Origin of the sequence: Lentzea sp. NPDC020367 (assembly GCF_044387305.1) — a bacterium.
Lineage (GTDB): Bacteria > Actinomycetota > Actinomycetes > Mycobacteriales > Pseudonocardiaceae > Lentzea.
Genome location: NZ_JBIRVV010000009.1, coordinates 300600 through 317551 on the forward strand (window position 1 = coordinate 300600; position 16952 = coordinate 317551).

Annotated in this window: 14 protein-coding genes and 2 pseudogenes; 10 read left to right on the forward strand and 6 right to left on the reverse strand. The window is 64.5% G+C overall.

The genetic code is table 11. From position 1 onward, the window contains the following. Positions 1 to 23: 23 nt before the first annotated feature. On the forward strand, positions 24 to 599 hold the full coding sequence (locus ACH413_RS33420) for a type VII secretion system-associated protein (protein WP_360047705.1): 576 nt from the start codon (positions 24 to 26) through the stop codon (positions 597 to 599). Positions 600 to 705: 106 nt separating this feature from the next. On the opposite strand, the gene ACH413_RS33425 is transcribed toward ACH413_RS33420, so the two are convergent. Then, positions 706 to 2778 (reverse strand): LuxR C-terminal-related transcriptional regulator, encoded by a 2073-nt coding sequence (locus ACH413_RS33425; protein ID WP_360047707.1) that lies wholly within the window; start codon positions 2776 to 2778, stop codon positions 706 to 708. Positions 2779 to 3363: 585 nt separating this feature from the next. On the opposite strand from ACH413_RS33425, the gene ACH413_RS33430 reads away from it, so the two are divergent. The 3 genes from ACH413_RS33430 (at position 3364) to ACH413_RS33440 (ending at position 6785) form a co-directional block, all read left to right on the forward strand. Beyond that, a complete protein-coding gene (locus ACH413_RS33430) occupies positions 3364 to 3564 on the forward strand; it encodes a hypothetical protein (protein ID WP_360047708.1) in 201 nt (66 codons plus the stop codon). Between the two features lie 135 nt (positions 3565 to 3699). Beyond that, positions 3700 to 6111: an ATP-binding protein gene (locus tag ACH413_RS33435; RefSeq protein ID WP_360047710.1), complete on the forward strand. Its 2412-nt coding sequence runs from the start codon at positions 3700 to 3702 to the stop codon at positions 6109 to 6111. A 5-nt stretch (positions 6112 to 6116) separates the two neighbouring features. After that, positions 6117 to 6785, forward strand: a complete 669-nt coding sequence (locus ACH413_RS33440; RefSeq protein WP_360047712.1) for a response regulator transcription factor — start codon at positions 6117 to 6119, stop codon at positions 6783 to 6785. 39 nt (positions 6786 to 6824) lie between these two features. Here ACH413_RS33440 and ACH413_RS33445 read toward each other — a convergent pair whose 3' ends face one another. Next, complete coding sequence (locus ACH413_RS33445; protein WP_360047714.1) at positions 6825 to 7361, reverse strand: hypothetical protein; 537 nt, start codon at positions 7359 to 7361, stop codon at positions 6825 to 6827. A 1212-nt stretch (positions 7362 to 8573) separates the two neighbouring features. Here ACH413_RS33445 and ACH413_RS33450 point away from each other — a divergent pair. Then, positions 8574 to 9029, forward strand: a pseudogene (locus ACH413_RS33450) (DUF6192 family protein). 883 nt (positions 9030 to 9912) lie between these two features. Continuing rightward, positions 9913 to 10101, forward strand: a pseudogene (locus ACH413_RS33455) (transposase); the annotation flags it as partial. A gap of 17 nt (positions 10102 to 10118) precedes the next feature. Here ACH413_RS33455 and ACH413_RS33460 read toward each other — a convergent pair. Next, entirely contained in the window at positions 10119 to 10259 is a 141-nt protein-coding gene (locus ACH413_RS33460; RefSeq protein ID WP_360047753.1) for a hypothetical protein, read from the reverse strand. Between the two features lie 158 nt (positions 10260 to 10417). Then, positions 10418 to 10903, reverse strand: a complete 486-nt coding sequence (locus ACH413_RS33465) for a DUF6924 domain-containing protein (RefSeq protein WP_396425397.1) — start codon at positions 10901 to 10903, stop codon at positions 10418 to 10420. A gap of 546 nt (positions 10904 to 11449) precedes the next feature. On the opposite strand from ACH413_RS33465, the gene ACH413_RS33470 reads away from it, so the two are divergent. After that, complete coding sequence (locus tag ACH413_RS33470; protein ID WP_360047718.1) at positions 11450 to 11821, forward strand: hypothetical protein; 372 nt, start codon at positions 11450 to 11452, stop codon at positions 11819 to 11821. A gap of 266 nt (positions 11822 to 12087) precedes the next feature. On the opposite strand, the gene ACH413_RS33475 is transcribed toward ACH413_RS33470, so the two are convergent. Beyond that, the gene (locus ACH413_RS33475) at positions 12088 to 12456 is read right to left on the reverse strand and encodes a response regulator transcription factor (protein ID WP_360047720.1); all 369 of its coding nucleotides are present in this window, start codon (positions 12454 to 12456) and stop codon (positions 12088 to 12090) included. A gap of 1144 nt (positions 12457 to 13600) precedes the next feature. On the opposite strand from ACH413_RS33475, the gene ACH413_RS33480 reads away from it, so the two are divergent. After that, positions 13601 to 13987 carry a hypothetical protein gene (locus tag ACH413_RS33480; protein WP_360047721.1) on the forward strand — a complete coding sequence of 129 codons (387 nt, stop codon included), beginning with the start codon at positions 13601 to 13603 and terminating at the stop codon, positions 13985 to 13987. A 21-nt stretch (positions 13988 to 14008) separates the two neighbouring features. Next, positions 14009 to 14152 (forward strand): hypothetical protein, encoded by a 144-nt coding sequence (locus tag ACH413_RS33485; protein WP_360047723.1) that lies wholly within the window; start codon positions 14009 to 14011, stop codon positions 14150 to 14152. Positions 14153 to 14928: 776 nt separating this feature from the next. On the opposite strand, the gene ACH413_RS33490 is transcribed toward ACH413_RS33485, so the two are convergent. Then, positions 14929 to 15300, reverse strand: coding sequence for a hypothetical protein (locus ACH413_RS33490; RefSeq protein WP_360047725.1), 372 nt, complete (start codon positions 15298 to 15300; stop codon positions 14929 to 14931). A gap of 773 nt (positions 15301 to 16073) precedes the next feature. Between ACH413_RS33490 and ACH413_RS33495 the strand changes: the two genes are divergently transcribed. Continuing rightward, complete coding sequence (locus tag ACH413_RS33495) at positions 16074 to 16931, forward strand: alpha/beta hydrolase (protein ID WP_360047727.1); 858 nt, start codon at positions 16074 to 16076, stop codon at positions 16929 to 16931. The last annotated feature ends 21 nt before the right edge of the window (positions 16932 to 16952 follow it).

Sequence of the window (16952 nt, forward strand, 5' to 3'; positions counted from 1 at the left end):
GATGACGATGTAAGGGGTACGACATGAACACGCCAGACCGTGACGGCGTCCGAGAGCCGGCCGCTCAGGGATTCACCCCTGACGCACAGACGGAGGACCGGTGGGCGTTTCTGGTCGATCCGGGCTGGGCGCCGGAGAACCCCGACGACGGGGTGCCGGTTACGGCCATCGTCGGCGGCTGGTTGGCTGCTGCGGACGGAGAGCTGAGCCGCTTTCACCCGAACCCGGACTACCAGCCGCTCACGCCGGGTTCGCCGACCGATCCGGTGGACGCCACACTGCACCTGGTCGCGCGTGGTGAGATCGACAGCGACGGGCTGTTCTCGGTGATCAGGGAGTCGTTGTTCTCGGTCGCGCTGGACGAGCAGGAGACTCCGGTCGTGGCGCCCTCACCCGACGACGTGCCGTCGCTGCTGGTCACGACCGCGCCGTTGCACCAGGATCGGGTGCGCACCGAGCACTGGCGCGAGGTGACCGCGACGGAGTTGGCCGACCTGCTGGTGGAACGCGGCGTCGACGTGCTGCTCAACCCAGGTGGACCAGCCTCGATGAGGCTCGTGGGTGCCGCGTTCGCCCGGAACGTGACTCCGGCGGAGTAGTCCCACAGGTACGGACCTGGGCTTCGTGAAGTGTTCGGGGCCGGGGTCCGCCGGCCTTGCTCGTCCGCGCCGCGCCGGTGAAACCCAGGTCCCGATCTCGTGGGACTCACTGGTTTCGCAGGTGGGTGATCCACGTCGCGATCTGGGTGCGGGAGTTGAACCCCAGCTTGCCCATGATGTTCTGGAGGTGCGTCGACACGGTCCGAGGTGAGATCACCAGCCGGGAGGCGATCGCCTTGTTGCTCGCGCCGTCGGCCACCAGTTCGGCGATCTCGAGTTCGCGTCTGGTGAGCACGTCCCTCTGAGCGGACGGCTCCTCCTCGTCCAGAGATGAGGGGTCTCGGTCGCGACCGAGCACGAGCGCGACCGCCGCGTCCACGTCAGGGCTCAGGTCCTGACCTTCGGTGAAGATCGTTTGATACCGCAGGACGCCGAGGATCTGTTTGGTCTCCTCGACGCACCTGGCGTGGGGGACCGACCAGTTCTGCGAGTTCAGCATCGGCTTGCCGCCGCCGTACCGCCAGATCTGGCTCGCCGCGCCCAGCAGACGAGCGGCGCGTTCACCATCACCCGTCGAGGAGGAGATCCAGGCGAGGAGTTCGACGGGCATCGCGAGTCCGATGACGTCGTTGAACCTGTGCTTGATCTCTACGCATTCACGGGTGAGGCGAGTGGCTTCGGCGGCGTGTCCCTCTCGCCACTCCGCCACCGCCAAGCCGTACAGGGCGTAGCTCTTGGTCCACTGTTCGCCCAGCTCGTCCGCGATCGCGACGCACCGCCGTGCCAGCCGCGCCGCGCGGGCGGCGTCTCCTGCGAACGCCACCGCCATGGAGTGGGCCGCATAGCACATGAGGATCTTGAGATCGGTCCGGCCCGATCGGTGCAGCAGCTCTTCGGCGGTGGTGTAGCTCAGGTCGGCGCGAGCAAGATCGTCACCGACGAACGCGGCGCCGCCCGCACACAGAAGGGCGACCGCCTGGAGGTAGTCGTCGTGCAGGCTGCTCGACACGGCCAGAGCCTCGGCAGCCCGATCCGCGGCCGTCTGGTGCTCTCCGAGCGCGACGAGTGAGAACGTGAGGATGAACAGCGCCTCCAACCGCACGTCATCCGGAAGCGGACGGTTTTCGAGCAGGCGTTCGATCCAGAGCCGGGCCTCACCGAAGTGACCGGAGGTCGTCCAGAACGGCCCCAAGGACACGGCGAGACGTGCGGCAGCCAGTGGATCTTCGGTGTCGGTCAGGCTGAATGACAGTGCTGCGCGGAAGTTCGCGAGCTCGCGGCGCGTGGTGGTGGCCGCCTCCACCTGCCTCGAACCCGCCCAGAGCGGGTGAAGCTCGACGGCGAGGCGGAGGAAGTGGTTGCGATGGCGTACGTGTGCGTCTGTCGCGTCGCCGGACTCCGCGAGCCTCGCCAAGCCGTACTCGCGCACCGTCTCCAGCATCCTGTACCGCGCGATCGAACGGTTCTCGTCTCGGGCCAGGATCGATTTGTCGACCAAGCCGGCGACCAGTTCGAGTGCACCGTGCTCGGTGGAGAGCTCGTCCGGCACGCCGACCTCGTCGGCCCCCGCGAGAGTCAGGCCGCCGCTGAACACCGACAACCTGGCCCACGTCGCCTTCTCGGCCGCACTGCAGAGGTCGTAACTCCAGTCCAGGGCGGCTGACAGCGTTCGCTGTCTCGGCGGTCGTGCCTGGGACACCAGGTTGAGCAACCGGAACTGCTCCTCCAGGCTTTCGAGCACCTCCTGAGGCGCCAGGACGCGGAACCACGTCGCGGCCAGTTCGATCGCGAGCGGTACACCGTCGAGCCTGCGGCAGATGCCCGCCAGCGCGAGCCTTCCGGCACGACCGAGGTCGATCTTCTCGTCGAGTGCGGAGATGCGATGGTTCAGAAGTGTGACCGCGTCACTTTCGAACTCTGTCCCGTCGGGTGGAACCGGCAGCGGGGAGATGTGCAGAAGGTGTTCACCTGCAACACCGAGCACCTGTCTGCTCGTGGCGATCACGCGGACACCGGGCGCGTGGACGAGCAAGTTCGTGATCATCGCCGCGCAGGCCGTGACCATGTGTTCACAGTTGTCGAGAACCAGCAACATCGATTTGTCGCGCAGGAAGTCGAGGATCTGGCTCTGGGGATCGACCGGCAGATCTCGCAGGCCGAGATCGGCGCCTACGGTCATGCCGAGAAGGGCGGGGTCACGTACCCTGTCCAGCTCCACGAAGCAGGCACCGTCGGGGAACGCACGTGACGTCTGGTGAGCCGACCTCAGGGCGACTCTGGTCTTGCCGACGCCAGCGGGGCCGACCAGTGTCAGCAACCGTGCCGTCGCCAGGAGAATACGAATCTCGGCCAGCTCGGATCTTCTTCCGACGAAGCTGGTCACTTCTGCACGCAGTTGCTGAGACAGGTGGTGCGGCGCGCGCAGCGGCGGGCTTGAGACCATGTTCAGCGTCCATTCTGTGGAGCTTGGATAATACGCCCGTGTCTGACGCCTGAGACCTCGGCGACACGGGATGCGGCTGGTTCGGTTGCCGGTCGGCGGGACGGCATTCCGCGGCAGACAGCCGCTGACGGGCGGCGGCCGCAGGACGTGTGGGACACCGGTCCAAGCGTGGTGCCGCTCGGACCGGTGTTCGCGGTGTCAAGGTGCCGTCGTGCGCGTTTGAAGGATTTTTCGTGAGCAGTAGCCGGTGCGGGCCGGTTCACGGGCTCGCTCAGACCTAACCTGGCTGGGATCGGCGGACGAGCCCCCAGGTGGTGTCATATGCAGCGTGCTGATGCTCGGTTCACAGGCCTGACAACGGTGGTGGCCGTGCTCGGCTCCCTGTTGCTGCTGCCACCTGCGTTGAACCTGATCGACAGGGAGGGCGTCCTCGCCGGACTGCCTGTAGCGATGGTCCTCGTGTTCACCGCGTGGCTCGCGATCATCGTCGTCGTGGCGCTGCTCGTCCGAGCGTACAAGTGATCCACGATGCTGAACACGTGGGTTGTCATCGGTGTATCAGCGGCGTATTTGGGAGCACTGTTCGCCATTGCGTCCTATGGCGACCGGCGTGCGAGATCTGGTCGTAGCGTCGTAGGCAGGGGAACCATCTACGCGTTGTCGCTTTCGGTCTATGCGACGTCCTGGACGTACTACGGCAGTGTGGGGCGGGCAGCTGAGACCGGCATCGGCTTCCTGCCGATCTATCTCGGGCCGACGATCATGCTCGCCCTCGGGTGGCTGGTACTCCGCCGGATCATCCACGTCTGTCAGCGCCAGCACATAACGTCGCTGGCAGATTTCATCTCGGCTCGCTACGGCAAGAGCGTGGCGCTCGGCGGTTTGGTCGCCGTGATCGCGGTCGTGGGTGTGATCCCGTACATCGCACTGCAGCTCAAGGCTGTCTCCACGACGTTCGAGATCATCAGCCGCGGCCGGGAGGAGACCCAGGAGGCAGCGGTGAGCTCCGTGCCGCTGTTGCACGACACCGCGCTGTACGTGGCTTTGCTGCTGGCAGGGTTCACCATCCTGTTCGGCACCAGGCATCTGGACGCGACAGAACGTCATGAGGGCATGGTGACGGCGATCGCGTTCGAATCGGTCGTGAAGCTGGTCGCCTTCGTAGCCGCCGGCGCGACGGTGACCTGGGGCCTCTACGGCGGGTTCGGGGACCTCTTCGCCAAAGCGGAGGAAGCCGGCCTGGACCAGCTGTTCGGATTGGGCGACTCTTCGGGTACATGGATCTGGCTCACCGTGTTGTCGATGTTCGCGATCATTCTGCTGCCGCGGCAGTGGCAAGTGGGCGTCGTCGAGAACGTCGACGTGCGGCACGTCAGGCAGGCCATGTGGATGACGCCGCTGTACATGCTGATCATCAGTGTGTTCGTGCTGCCGATCGCCGCGGCCGGTCTGCTGCGGTTCGGACCGGAGAGCAACGCCGACACCTACGTGCTGACCGTGCCGATGGCCGCCGGGCTGAACCTGTTGACGCTGCTGGTGTTCATCGGCGGCCTGAGCGCGGCGACCGGGATGATCATCGTGGAGACGGTGGCGCTGTCCACCATGGTCTCCAACTCGCTTTTGGTACCGGCCCTGCTGAGGAGCAACTATCGCGGTGACTTCGCGGAGCTCGTCATGTTCTCGCGGCGTGCGGCGATCGTGGTGGTCATGCTGCTCGGCTACACCTACTTCCGGTTGGCGGGCAGTAGCGCGGCACTCGCGACGATGGGTCTGATCTCCTTCGCCGCGGTCGCCCAGTTCGCACCCGCGATCCTCGGAGGACTGTTCTGGAAAGGCGGTACTCGCAAAGGCGTTCTGACCGGTCTCGTCGGTGGGTTCGCTGTCTGGGGCTACACGCTGCTGGTACCCAGTTTCGCGGCGGTGGGCTGGCTGCCGCGCGGTCTGCTGGACGAAGGTCCGTTCGGGATTCGGGCACTGCGGCCGGAGCACCTTCTCGGCATCACCGGGATGGACAACATCAGCCACGGGATGTTCTGGAGTGCGCTCGTCAACATCGGTTGTTTCGTGGTGGTCTCCTTGCTGGACAAGCAGAGTCCGCGTGAGGAGGCTCAGGCCGTGCAGTTCGTCGACGCGCTCGATGAGCCGTCCGAGCTGACGTTGTTGCGCCGACGGGTCGTCTCCGTCAGGGAGCTGCACCAGGTCGTGGCCAGATCGCTCGGCGTCGGTATCGCGGACAGCGCGTTCGCCTCCGTCGGTGCCGACCCGGAGTCCGCTGAGGACGCGAACTCCGCTCTGCTGAGACACGTCGAAGCGGTCTTGGCGGGTTCGGTGGGGGCGGCGTCCGCTCAGATGGTGATGACCGCCGTGGCAGGCGAGGAGCAGCTCGGCGTTGCGGCGGTGATGGAGATGATCGACGAAGCCTCCCAGGTCGCGATCCTCGAGGAGCGCACAAGGCTGGCACGTGAGCTGCATGACTCCGTGTCGCAGGCCTTGTTCTCGATGACCCTGCACACCCGCGCGGTGGAGCTCGCGTTGAAGAGCGAAGGCTGTGACGAATCCGGGCGAGTGGCCAAGGGTGTCAGGGAACTCCGCTCCCTCACACAGGGGGCGCTTCTGGAGATGCGAGCGTCGTTGTTCCAGCTGCGTCCGCACGCTCTGCGGGAGGACGGTCTGGCGGAGGCGATCCGCAAGCAGTCGGCGGCGATCTCTTCACGTGAGGGTGTGGCGATCGACGTCGAGGTTCCTGAGTACAGGCTGCCGCTGGGGGAGAGCACCGAGGCGGAGCTGTTCCGGGTGGTCCAGGAGGCGGTGCACAACAGCATCAAACACGCGAACCCCAGCCGGATCCGCATCCTCATCGGGGAAGTGCCGGGCAACGTCCAGATCGAGATCGAGGACGACGGCAACGGGTTCGATCCGGGGGAAGTGCGCGCCGGCGGCGGGATGGGGCTGACTGGAATGCTTGAGCGCATTCAGCACATCGGCGGCGAACTGGAGGTCGACAGCAGCCCGGACAGGTCGACCACCGTGCGAGTGACAGTCCCGGCAGACCACGGCAGTCAGGAGTGACGACAATGGATGCGATCCGGGTCTTCTTGGTCGACGACCACATCGTGGTTCGGCGCGGCATGCAGGCGTTCTTCGAGCTGATCGACGACATCGAGGTGGTCGGTGAGGCCGCTGACGGCCAGGCCGCAGTGGACGAGCTCGCTGTTCGCGCCGCGCAGGACGACCTGCCCGAGGTGGTGTTGATGGATCTGCTGATGCCTCGGCTGGACGGAATCGGCGCGACGAGGGTGATCAAGCAGCTGTACCCACAGGTGGAAGTTGTCGCTCTCACGTCCTTCAGCGAGGCCGAGCGGGTTCACCTCGCTCTGGAGGCCGGTGCGTCCGGCTACCTGCTCAAGGACACAGATGCGGACCAGGTCTGTGCCGCGGTTCGCGCTGCACACAAAGGGCAGGTCCACCTGGATCCCGCCATCGCCAGAACGCTCACGCGAACACTGGTCAGTCCCGCGCGGACGAGCAGCACGCTCACACCTCGGGAGCGTGAGATCCTGGTTCTGGTCGCTCGAGGACAGTCCAATCGCGACATCGCGACGACTCTGGTCATCAGCGAACGCACGGCCCGTACCCACGTCAGCAACGTGCTTTCCAAGCTCGGGTTCGTCTCACGCACTCAAGCGGCTCTGTGGGCGGTCAGGGAAGGCCTCGTCATCGACTCGACCTCGACAGCGCGGTGAACCGAGTGGCGTTCTCGTGTTGAGAGAACCGCCTTTTCCCTACCGGGTGAACTGGGGCTGAGCGGTCTCGGCGATCGCGGCCTTCGCATCGGTGATGAGCTGCTGACGGTTGGCCTTCGTGCCGAAGCCGACGACATCGACGTACTCCTGGTAGGTCACGAAGAGCGTGCTGTCCTCGAAGGGGTGGGCGGAGTCGACCACACCGGCGTAGATCGGGAGGTAGACCGGGGCTGCCGTGCGGTCCCGCCAGTCCACCCGGACGAGCTGGGCGAGGTGGAGGTCACCCATGATGAGGCGGTCCTGCTCCCATGCCTCACAACGCGCGGCGCCTTCCATGTTCAGGATCGTGTCGCCGACCGTTTCGGCCGGGACCTCGACATCTCGGGCGATCTGCATGACGACCATCTCGTCGTCACCGGCGAACACGACCACACCGATACCGTGGATCCTCTGCGGTTCGACTCCCGGCAGGAGGTCGGAGTCGATCCGGGTGACGGTGACTCGATGTCCGTCGAGCACGACGTCACTGCTCGAGCAGGCGTCAGCTTCGATGAGGGAAGACCTGTGCTTGGTCATCTGTGTTCTCCGCTTTCCGGTGTGCCTTGGTAGTGACAACTATCCCTGTTCACCTGTCGTGGTTCATCGGCGTTGCAACGTGACTGTGTCGGGTTCTGCCGGAGCCGTGGCCGGGGACTCCCGGCCCATGCGCCCTACGTCATGTGACGCATGTGCCTGCGGGACGACATGTCCCCTGCGTGGCAGAACCATCACGGCGATGGCGCGACTCGTCCACGGAAGTGATAGCTCGCCAACGTGTTCTGAGAGTTGATGCTGCTCAGAGGTCGTGGATTGAGGAGCTGGAGAACACGGTTCTCCTGAACGTGGTTGTGCTGGGTCGCCCTGGTGGTGGTCACCGGGGACTGGTGACACTTCTAGCGTGGCGGTGTGGCTGGTAGGCGGCGTGGTGGTACCCGTCGGGGACGGCGGTCGACGTCGGGTGGGACGGCGTTGCGCGTCGTGGGCTCGGATGGCGCTCAGCTGCGGGTTGTGCGACGTGCGGGAAGTTGTTGGGGCTGGGGGTGCGCTCGCTCCCGGTGTATTGCTCGCTGGCGCGCCGTGCGCGGCATTGGCGGTGGCCGCTGTCCGCGTACCGGGGTCACAGAGCGGCGAGCGTGTCCACAGTGCGGGCAGACCTGGTCGCCAGGGGTGGAGCGCCGTGCGGACGCGGTTTTCTGTTCTTCTCGGTGCTGGACGCGGTCGCGGCGTGAGCGGAAAGCGTTCGCCGAGCCGTTACCCGATGACGAGGAGTGGGCGTCCGCGAGCACACTGGCCGTCGCGTAACGGATCAAACGCTTGGTGCAGTGGCTTCGCGGACGTCTGGGTGAGTGGAGGTGCCGGTAGTGGCGCGCACAATCGGACATGTCAGCGTGCAGTGTTATGCCGAGCTGGTGGCGGCTCGTGATCTGGCAGGGGTGGCCAGCCGGGCGTAGTTCCGGACGGTGAGGTCGCGTTGGAGATCGAACCGACGCGGCGGGCCGGTGGTGCCCATCCAGGATCGGAGGAGCAGTTGTTCACCGTCGGGGAGTCACTGGATCGGTTCGCCGATGACATCGGCCTGCGGCACAGACCGTGGAGAAGCACAGGTGGGTCGCTCCACAGTGGCCCGAGGAGCATCGGCGTGGCGGGTGTCCTACGGCGTATATCGCATCCTCGCGTCGGTGGCGGTGGGCAAGGACCGGTGGGCGACGATCAAGCGTTCACCGTCGGACGAGCGGACCGGCAACGCAGGTGGACCTCCGACGCCGCGAAGCTCCTGGTGGGCTGGCAGGTCGACACCCCAAGCCGCTTCAGGAGAAGGTAGAAGCCATTCACGATCTGGCCGCTGACGACGAGTTTGGGGCGGTGATCACGACCGACCTCCTGCATCGTCCGGAGGTCGGTCTCGGACGATGACGGGACACGACCACCCGGCATGCGGTCAACCGCGCCCTGATCGACCGCTCCCGGCGGGCCACGCACAGCGCACGCCGGAGCTGCGCCGCGTCGAGCACGCACGGGAGCATAGAGCTCGTCGGCGCGTGCAGTGTGTTCGTCGCGACGAACGGCCGGGCGGTGCCGGCCACACGCGGGTAGCGGTTCACTGAGGACGAGGCGACTACGGTGCGTCCGGGCGCGGCGCGGGTGCAGGCGGCGGTGGACTGGCTGGAGAGCGCAGTCGACACGGGCAATACCAGTCTGGATTAGGGCCCGGCCAAGCTGCTACGTGGCGAGTGATCGTCGTGCGCTGCGGGTTGCCCGAACACGTCTGCGGGGAACAGGTGCGGATGGCGCTGATGGGGGGCTCGGCCATCCGCGCTGGGTACCGCACAGCTGGCCTCCGCCACGAAGATGTCGTTGTCCCCAGGCCCAATGCGGGCTGATCTATCTGCGCGCCTTGCTGGCGGCGCAGCACGGCACATCGCTGATCTGGACACGAGGCGAGGGCTATGGGCTGTGCCCTGAGCTTGACGAACTGGTGGGCTACGAGCGCGCCCAGTTCCGGCGCAACCTGACCCAGAACAGTGGGTTGATGACCGCGACCATCGAGCCGAACTACACATGGATGCCTGACGACGACTGGATCCGTCTTTGTTCGCGACCATCCTGCGAGCACCATGTCACCGAGTCGCGGCCACCGCTAGTCCCATCGCGCCGCACAACACAATGCTCCTGGCACGGCGATGCTAACGCCGTTGTCGCGCGCGTCAGTATGCGCTCGATCAGTTGCAGTGGAGAGAAAGCACGTGATGGCACGCGTACCGGTGCACAGCTGCCGGCGCCGCTGCCCGTCCGACACCGCCGACGCCGAAAGGGCGCTGATTGAATCTCTGCAGCCGGTCCCTTCCTACCGCACCGCCCGCGGTGGATGCCCCGAGGCCCATGATCGGCGGCCAGTCGTGGACGCCATCCACTACACCGTTGACAACGGAGCCAAGGGAGGTCCTTGCCGTAGGATTGTCCACCGCGGCAGACCGTGCACGGCTTCTGCAGCCGCTGGGCCGCAGCCGATGTGCTGGCCCGCATCACCGAGGAGTTGCGCGCCAGGATCCGCCCGGCCCGCGGCTATGCCGCTCGCGCGGTCACCGTCGTGATCGACTCTCAGTCGGTCGAAGCCGCGGAGACCGTGGCGGGGGCCAGCCGTGGCTTCGACGCCGCCAAGAAGATCAACGGTCGCAAGCGCGTGGTCTTGGTCGACTTGGGCGGCCTGCCGCTGCGGATGATGATCGTGCCGGCGAGCATGACCGACCGCGACCTCGCCCGCGAGCTGCTCTTCTGGCTCCGCCTGACTTGCACTCACGTCGGCGGGTCTGCAGTGGCGAACTCGTCGGCTGGGCCAAGACGTTCCGCGACATTGAGGATCACCGTCGTGACCGCCCGCCCGGCGCCACCGGCTTCGTCCTGCTGCCACGCCGCTGGGTCGTCGAGTGCACCCACGACTACGGACGCCTGCTCCTGCACAGCGAAGTCGCCCTCATCTGGTCCGCGACCACCCCTGACGGCACCTGGGTTGGCCAGCACCACAAGACGTGGCCGCGCCGTCTTGACGGCCTGAGCAGGTCAGGAGACAGAGCCGAGTCTGCCTGCGCAGGCGACTATTCAGTCGCCTGGTCGACAGTCAGGTCCTCGACGCGGCCGTAGAGAAAGCTTTCCCGGCGTACACCGTCGTCGTCGACACCATCGGCGAACTCCTCCCAATCCATGTCGGCGATCGAGAGGTTGTTTTCGATCTCCTGAATGGTGTGAGGGACGGCGCGGAACGACCGGCCAGCGGGCTCGCCCGGCCAGTCGTTAGCTGGGTCAGGCTCCGAACCGAGATCCACGACGAGGATCGGGTGCCCAGGAGACTGAATCGTGGTCTCGTCGACAACCAGCATCAGCGCGTGCCTGGGGCGGTCCGGACCGGACTCCAGCAGACTGGTGACCGTCAAACCCGCGAACGCCGGGTCGTCGACGTAGGTCACGCTGGCCTCGTACTCGTCCGGGGTCACCCAACTGATTCCGGCCTTCACCCGTTCCCAGGCCTCCTGGTCGGAGAAGTCGGTGCGAATACACCGGCACGTCCGGTGTGTTCGGCAGATGCGTCGTCACACCTAACGCACTCGCAGATCTATCTCTCAAACTACTCAACCTCTCCCCAGGCCTGCACTGCGGCCACATCTTCTCTGCGCTTCCGGAAATTCGAACAGGACAAGGGCGTGTGCACAGGACTTCTGTGGGCGAGCGCGGGCTGGTGAGAGCACTGATCCTCCCTCAGGGATTCAAATCTTCGGGTTCGAAAAAGGACATTAAGGAACGCCCTGCTGGGCTGTGGAATCCGGTGTCGCCGATGGTCGGCGCGCCATGATCCGACGACACCGCGGCCCACTTCATCGCAGATGATCGATTCCGAGGCGCCTCCTCTGAAGTCGCCTGAGAAGAAGAGGGCATTACTCGGTCAACACGGCATCGATGCGATGGAAACTCAGCTTGAGGAGATTTTGGCTGGGTTTGGATGTGCTCAAAGATGTCCCTTTTTCTGCACCCGTGATCAGTGGTGAGCTGCTGGGCTTGACGCCGTCGCTCAGGAGCTGAACCTTGAGATCTTCTGGGGGGTTCCCTTTAACGCATCTATTTGGAGTGGGATCGTGCTTCGATATTTCGCAGCGATCAGCGCAGTGGCTTCCATTCTTCTCGGACTCTTGTTTTCCGGTGTTGTGACCGCATCGGCGGGTGTGAACGGCCAGCACGTGACGGCGTGTTCGCTGGACAAGCCCACCAATTCGCTATGGCACGTCATCATCATCGGTAACAACGAGAAGGGCCAGCACGTCCAGTCCTCGTACGCCGAGGTCGGTCATGGTTGCAGGAATGTGCTGCCTGAGCTTTGGTGGGTAGGCAAGGTTCAGATCAACTGGTATAATCCGCTGGTGGGCGGCGGATTCAAGTACGCATTGACCAGCTATTGCGAAGTACCGCAGCGGCAGGCTGGAGATTGGTTCACCTGTAGCGCGGGTTAGCGGACCGTTCCACTCTTCTCTGGAGGATCGCAGCGTGATGCGGTGCCGTTCCGGCTCAGGTTCGCGAACGGCGCCGTTCGCGAATCCTCGGAGTTCCGCCTTCGTGAGGTCGAGCAGGGCGTGGTCGGACTCGGTAAGACCAGGCACCGGGAGTCAATCCGGGAGTATCGCTGGCCTGCGGGGGGAGGAAATCGCGCCTTGAGGCCTCATGAAAACGTTCGTCGCCGTGAGCTGTCCCGATCGGGTCCGACCTCGCTCACGTGACATCATTGACCACCCTTCGCGGGTGCGGCGAGCAACGCGTCGATCAGCCGTTCCGAGCGGCCGTCCTTGGGGAGGAAAGCGCAGGCGCCTGCCTGCAGCGCGTTGGAAGCGCAACCACTGTCGAGACTCATGGCCACGACCGGGATGCCATGCTGCTCCGCCAGAACGCGGAGTAGCGACAGCCCGTCCGTCTCGGTGGGCAACATGATGTCGACGAGCGCGACACCAGGTGCGGTCTCCGAGGCGAGCCGCACGGCGGTGTCCGCGTTCCCGGCCTCTCCGACGACCTCGAACTCCTGATGCGCCGACAGGAACATCCGCATGGCGTCCTGCACCCGCGGGTTGTCGTCGACGATCAGCACGCGGATCACCGGGCCTCCTACAGCAGGTATCTACTCAAGTAGACCGTTCGGAGGAACCACTGGCGAGGGTCGGATGACGACTCTCGGCCGCGACGTTTGTCGCATGCGCGACCTGCCGGCGCCACTTCGGCGAACTGTGGTTGTGCCTTTGAGCCAGCTCTGCGGTGTTGGTCTCACAGTTGACGGGAGTCTTGGCTGTGCCAAGGACATCCTGATCACCCGCCTGTCCACATTGGTGGAGTAGGAACCGACGGACAAAGGCTGTGAACTGCGTCTGGTTCTCGTCGCGCTGCGCCAGTTGGATGAGAACCAGCTCTTCGGCGATGGAGAGGAGCGGCTCGGCCTCGTCGACGCCCGCGACGGCAAACCGTCGCACCGCTGCAGATGCGCGCGAGCGACGGTCGGCTGCTGCACGCGGACGACGTGGAGGTCCGCACAGTTCGACGCAACATCACCTCTGGAAGGGGCAGGCGATGATCAATTTTGATGTGCAGAACCCGGCCGAGTGCGGCGTCACGCCGGCGGGCTGGTCTACCGGCCTGAAGGTTCTGGTCCACCTGCGACTGTGACGATGGCTTACGGGCTCGGAGGCATCAAGGACATCCCTTGAGATGGACGGCTCACAGATCTGTACATGGAGAAGTAGCTACGCAGGCGGCCATATGATCGTGCACGGTGCGACCGACCGTCGGCTGTCAGCCGTCGTCGCGTAAGCGGCTGTGGTCAGCGGCTTCGCGACGGGCCAATGGCGCGTTCGAAGCGGCCGATCTGGTCGGGCGCTTCGAACGCACGGATGTTCTTCTATAACGCCCACGTGCTGCTTGTGCTCCAGCGGTGCCCGGTCCTAGTCGTCCATGATCATGACTGCGCACAACCATCCCGGCCGATGTGCTGACACGTGTTCAGTTGACGCAATGTCGACAGTTCGTTGACAACGCGGGTGGCAGAATGACCATGATGGTGAGTTGAAGCGTCGCGATGCGATCTCGGCAATCTGGACTCGCCTGCGTGGAACCCAGGGTGCTTGACTGCAGTGCGAGTGCGGTACGGATCTCAGGCGGAGCACGAAACGCCGAATATCGGCAAAACGCCACCTGTTCGCAGGAAGTTAGTATGCGGATCAAGCGCCGACTTCGAAAAATAGACAACTTGCATGGTGAAGGTGAAGATGGCTATCAGGCGTGCCAGTGCAATCATTGGCGCTGTAGGGGTGTTGCTGGCCTCGACTGCAATCTCGTCGAATGCAACAGCGTCAGCCGATATTGATCGTTGGACGGTTTGCAACAACTCGAAAGTCGACGTCGACGCGCTCTACATGATCGTTGGTCGGGCCGATACGGGATGGAGCGTGTCGGTGCCTGTGAACACTTGCCGATTCTGGGGAAACCGCAGGCCCATCTCGGCGCAGGACTACAAGTTCGACCTCTGGGGTCACAACACCTTCAAGCACCTGTGTGGTGAGGTGAGGCGAGGAGGCGACGGTCCCAAGATCTTCGTGAAGCTGGACGAGTCGAACTCTCCGTACTGCGAAATCCACTAGAGGGAGACTTTTCAGTTCTCGATGATCGAGCGGGTTTGCGGTCAAAATGCCAACCTGCTCGATCATTTAATTTCTGCGCATCAGTTTCGCTTTTTCTTCGTTGTCGATACTGAATTCGACGGCTGCCTCACCGGCGGCTGCTCGGTCCACTTCGGCCAGTGCTGATCGCATTGCCGGATGGGTGACCACGGGCACCTCGCGAAAACTGTCACCTCCTCCGTTCTCTGGCATCGGAGACGTCGTGGCAACTTCATCTGAGTTTCGTGTTGAGTATGTGCTGTCACATCTCCACGCGCGCTTCAGGCGGCTTCTCGGGCGCACTCGGTCGATCTCCACGACAGCCTCGATGTCTGGAGGAGGTGTCTGCCGACTTCGAGATCCTGCAGCCGTCCCCGCAACTGGAACGCTTGGTGTACCTCTTTGCGCCGGGCGAGGCCTCCTGGCCCGGCTACAGAAGTACCGTGGCTGCCCTGTGCGGCGGACAGGTCCTCGGCCTCATCAACAGGGAGGTTGAGTCCGGGAGAGTCGCAGGACTGCGGCCTGGAGTTCTGGAGCACCAGTCTGTTCCCTGCGGTGGTGCGCTCGTCGCCTCCCTCGATCCCGGCGTCGTGGCTGGAGCCATCGACACCTTTTCTGAGGCCGCTGAATTCTGCTATCCCGCCAGTGGCAAGGGATCCTGTCACTCCCGCGGAACGGCTGCGCGACCGCCTCGGCCGACCCGATCACGGCATCGGAGGTTCTGTCCGAACTGGACTCCTGCGCGAGTGACCGAATCGAAGACGCGGGCCGGACAGGCACTTCAAGTCGCCTGTGAATCAGCTGTCAGGCCCCGCCGATGAACTCGCTCATGGCCTTCTTCTCGTCGTGCGGGATCCAGCTGGTCGGACTCTCCTTCCGCAGCCGCAGCAAGCGGCTGCGGAAGGAACTGGCGTGAGTTGTTACTACGCCTCGCCGTAACTGATGCTGTAGGAGGCGTCCTCGGCGTTGCCGCTGCCCCACACCCTGATGTCGACTCCCCTGTTGATGTAGACGGCAACCGTGTCGATCAGGTTGCCGTTCGCGACCCAGATCTCGATGCGGCTCCTGTTGGAACCCGAGGGCTTGGTCTTGTAAATGATCCGGCAGCTCCCCTTGGGGACTAGGGTCCCGGGGCCGCCGCTCTGCACCTGGTACCAGACGTCGATGTTCGCGCCAGAGCAGGCTCGGACCTGCCAGGGCTCTGCCGCGGCAGCGGGCTGGACGAGCGTCGTCGTGAGGGCGCCGGTCAGCACGGCCAGCGCGGTCAGTGTGCGACGTGCGTGAATTCTTGGCATGTGAACACTTCTTCTTCTCTAACGGTCGATGCGAGGCCGACCTGTCACTGCGCTGTTCGGAACGATGGCAATGCATCTGTGATGCTGGCTTTCGAGGAAGGCCAGGTGCAACGAGTGTCAGGGGAGAGGTGCCGATTATCACGAACTTGTACCCTTTGGTGCCTTCGGTAGGTGATCTCGGGAAATCGAATCTATCTGTCCTGGTCCGGATATGTTGGTAGGTAATGGTTTGTGGTCCTGGCAGGTAGCCGCGCTCGCGGCGTGCCCACCCTGGTCGTGACATAGCCTCTGGTAGCGGAGTCAACGACCAAGATTGGTCTGCGTCGTTGTTCCGCGGTTTCCTGTGTTGCCATGACGCTGTCACGTCAGACCTTGAAGCCCGAGACCGGTCTGATCCGCACGCACCGCTGGAACCTCGGATCCAGGGTGGGTCGGGCAATGCGCGACTGTCCTTGTCGCGCTTGCGGGATCGGTGCCATCCGTCCTGCGCTCGTCGTGGTCCGGATGTCCGCAGGTGTCGTTGCGCACGTGATCACCGTTGTCCTCGGGGGCACGGCTTCAGCGCGAGTCCGTAGTGAGCATGGACGGCCTCGCAGCTCGTCGGACGGGCCGTGCCGGAGATATCCATCCCCGGCGCTGACGTCGAGTTCGCAGAGCACATCCGGACGGCGGGGCAGTGATCACGGCCCTTGCAGGCGAATAGCTCGGGAGACCGGGCTGCTTCTCCGGGTTCTGCGGGATGGTGGGCGGATTGTTGCGAGGAAGGAAGAAGCGTGACGTTGAGGCAGGGGCAGCACACGATCGTGATCGACGGTGTGACGCAGGCATTCGAAGTCGCTGGCTCCGGACCGATCTGCATCGCTCACTCCGGCGGACCTGGTATCCGTTCCGGCTATCTCAGGGTCCCGCCGCTCGAGCAGCGACTGACGATGGTCTACCTCGATCCGATCGGCACCGGACGCAGCGGTCTGTTGCCAGGTGGCGCGTACAGCATGGAGCGCTACGCGGCCTTTTCCGGCAAGCTGGCCGAACATCTTGGTGTGGAGCGGTACTTCTTCCTCGGGCACTCTCATGGTGGTTGCGTGGGCCTGCAGCTCGCGCTCGACGCGCCCGAGGTTCTCGAGGGCCTCATTCTGTACAGCGGGGCTCCCGTGTTCGGCTCGGTGCTCTTCGAAGAGTCGGGACGCCAGGTCGAGGCAAAGGTTGCCCGCTGGCACGACCGGGAAGAAGTGGTGGAGGCGGCACGTGTTTTTCGCGCACAGGCGGCACACGGACTCGTCTTTCCTGATCAGGAGGCCGCTTCGGCGTACTTGAACGATGTGCTGCCGCTCTACTTCGCCGACTACCGGCACACCGTCGCGGAGCTGGGGTCGCTGAGGGCCGATCTGACGTTCGACCCGGATCGGCGGCACTACGACTGGGACGTCCGGGCTGAACTTCACAAGATCGGCACTCGCACACTGATCATCTCGGGCAGGCATGACTTCATCAGCCCGCCACGATGGGTGGACGAACTGCGCAGCGAGCTGCCCGTTGCGTTGCTGGCTGAACTCACCGAAAGCGGCCACTTCGGACACCTTGAGGAACCAGAGCGGTTCGCAGACGCGGTACTCGCCTTCACGGCAGGCTGATCGTTCCCACTCGGGGCCTGC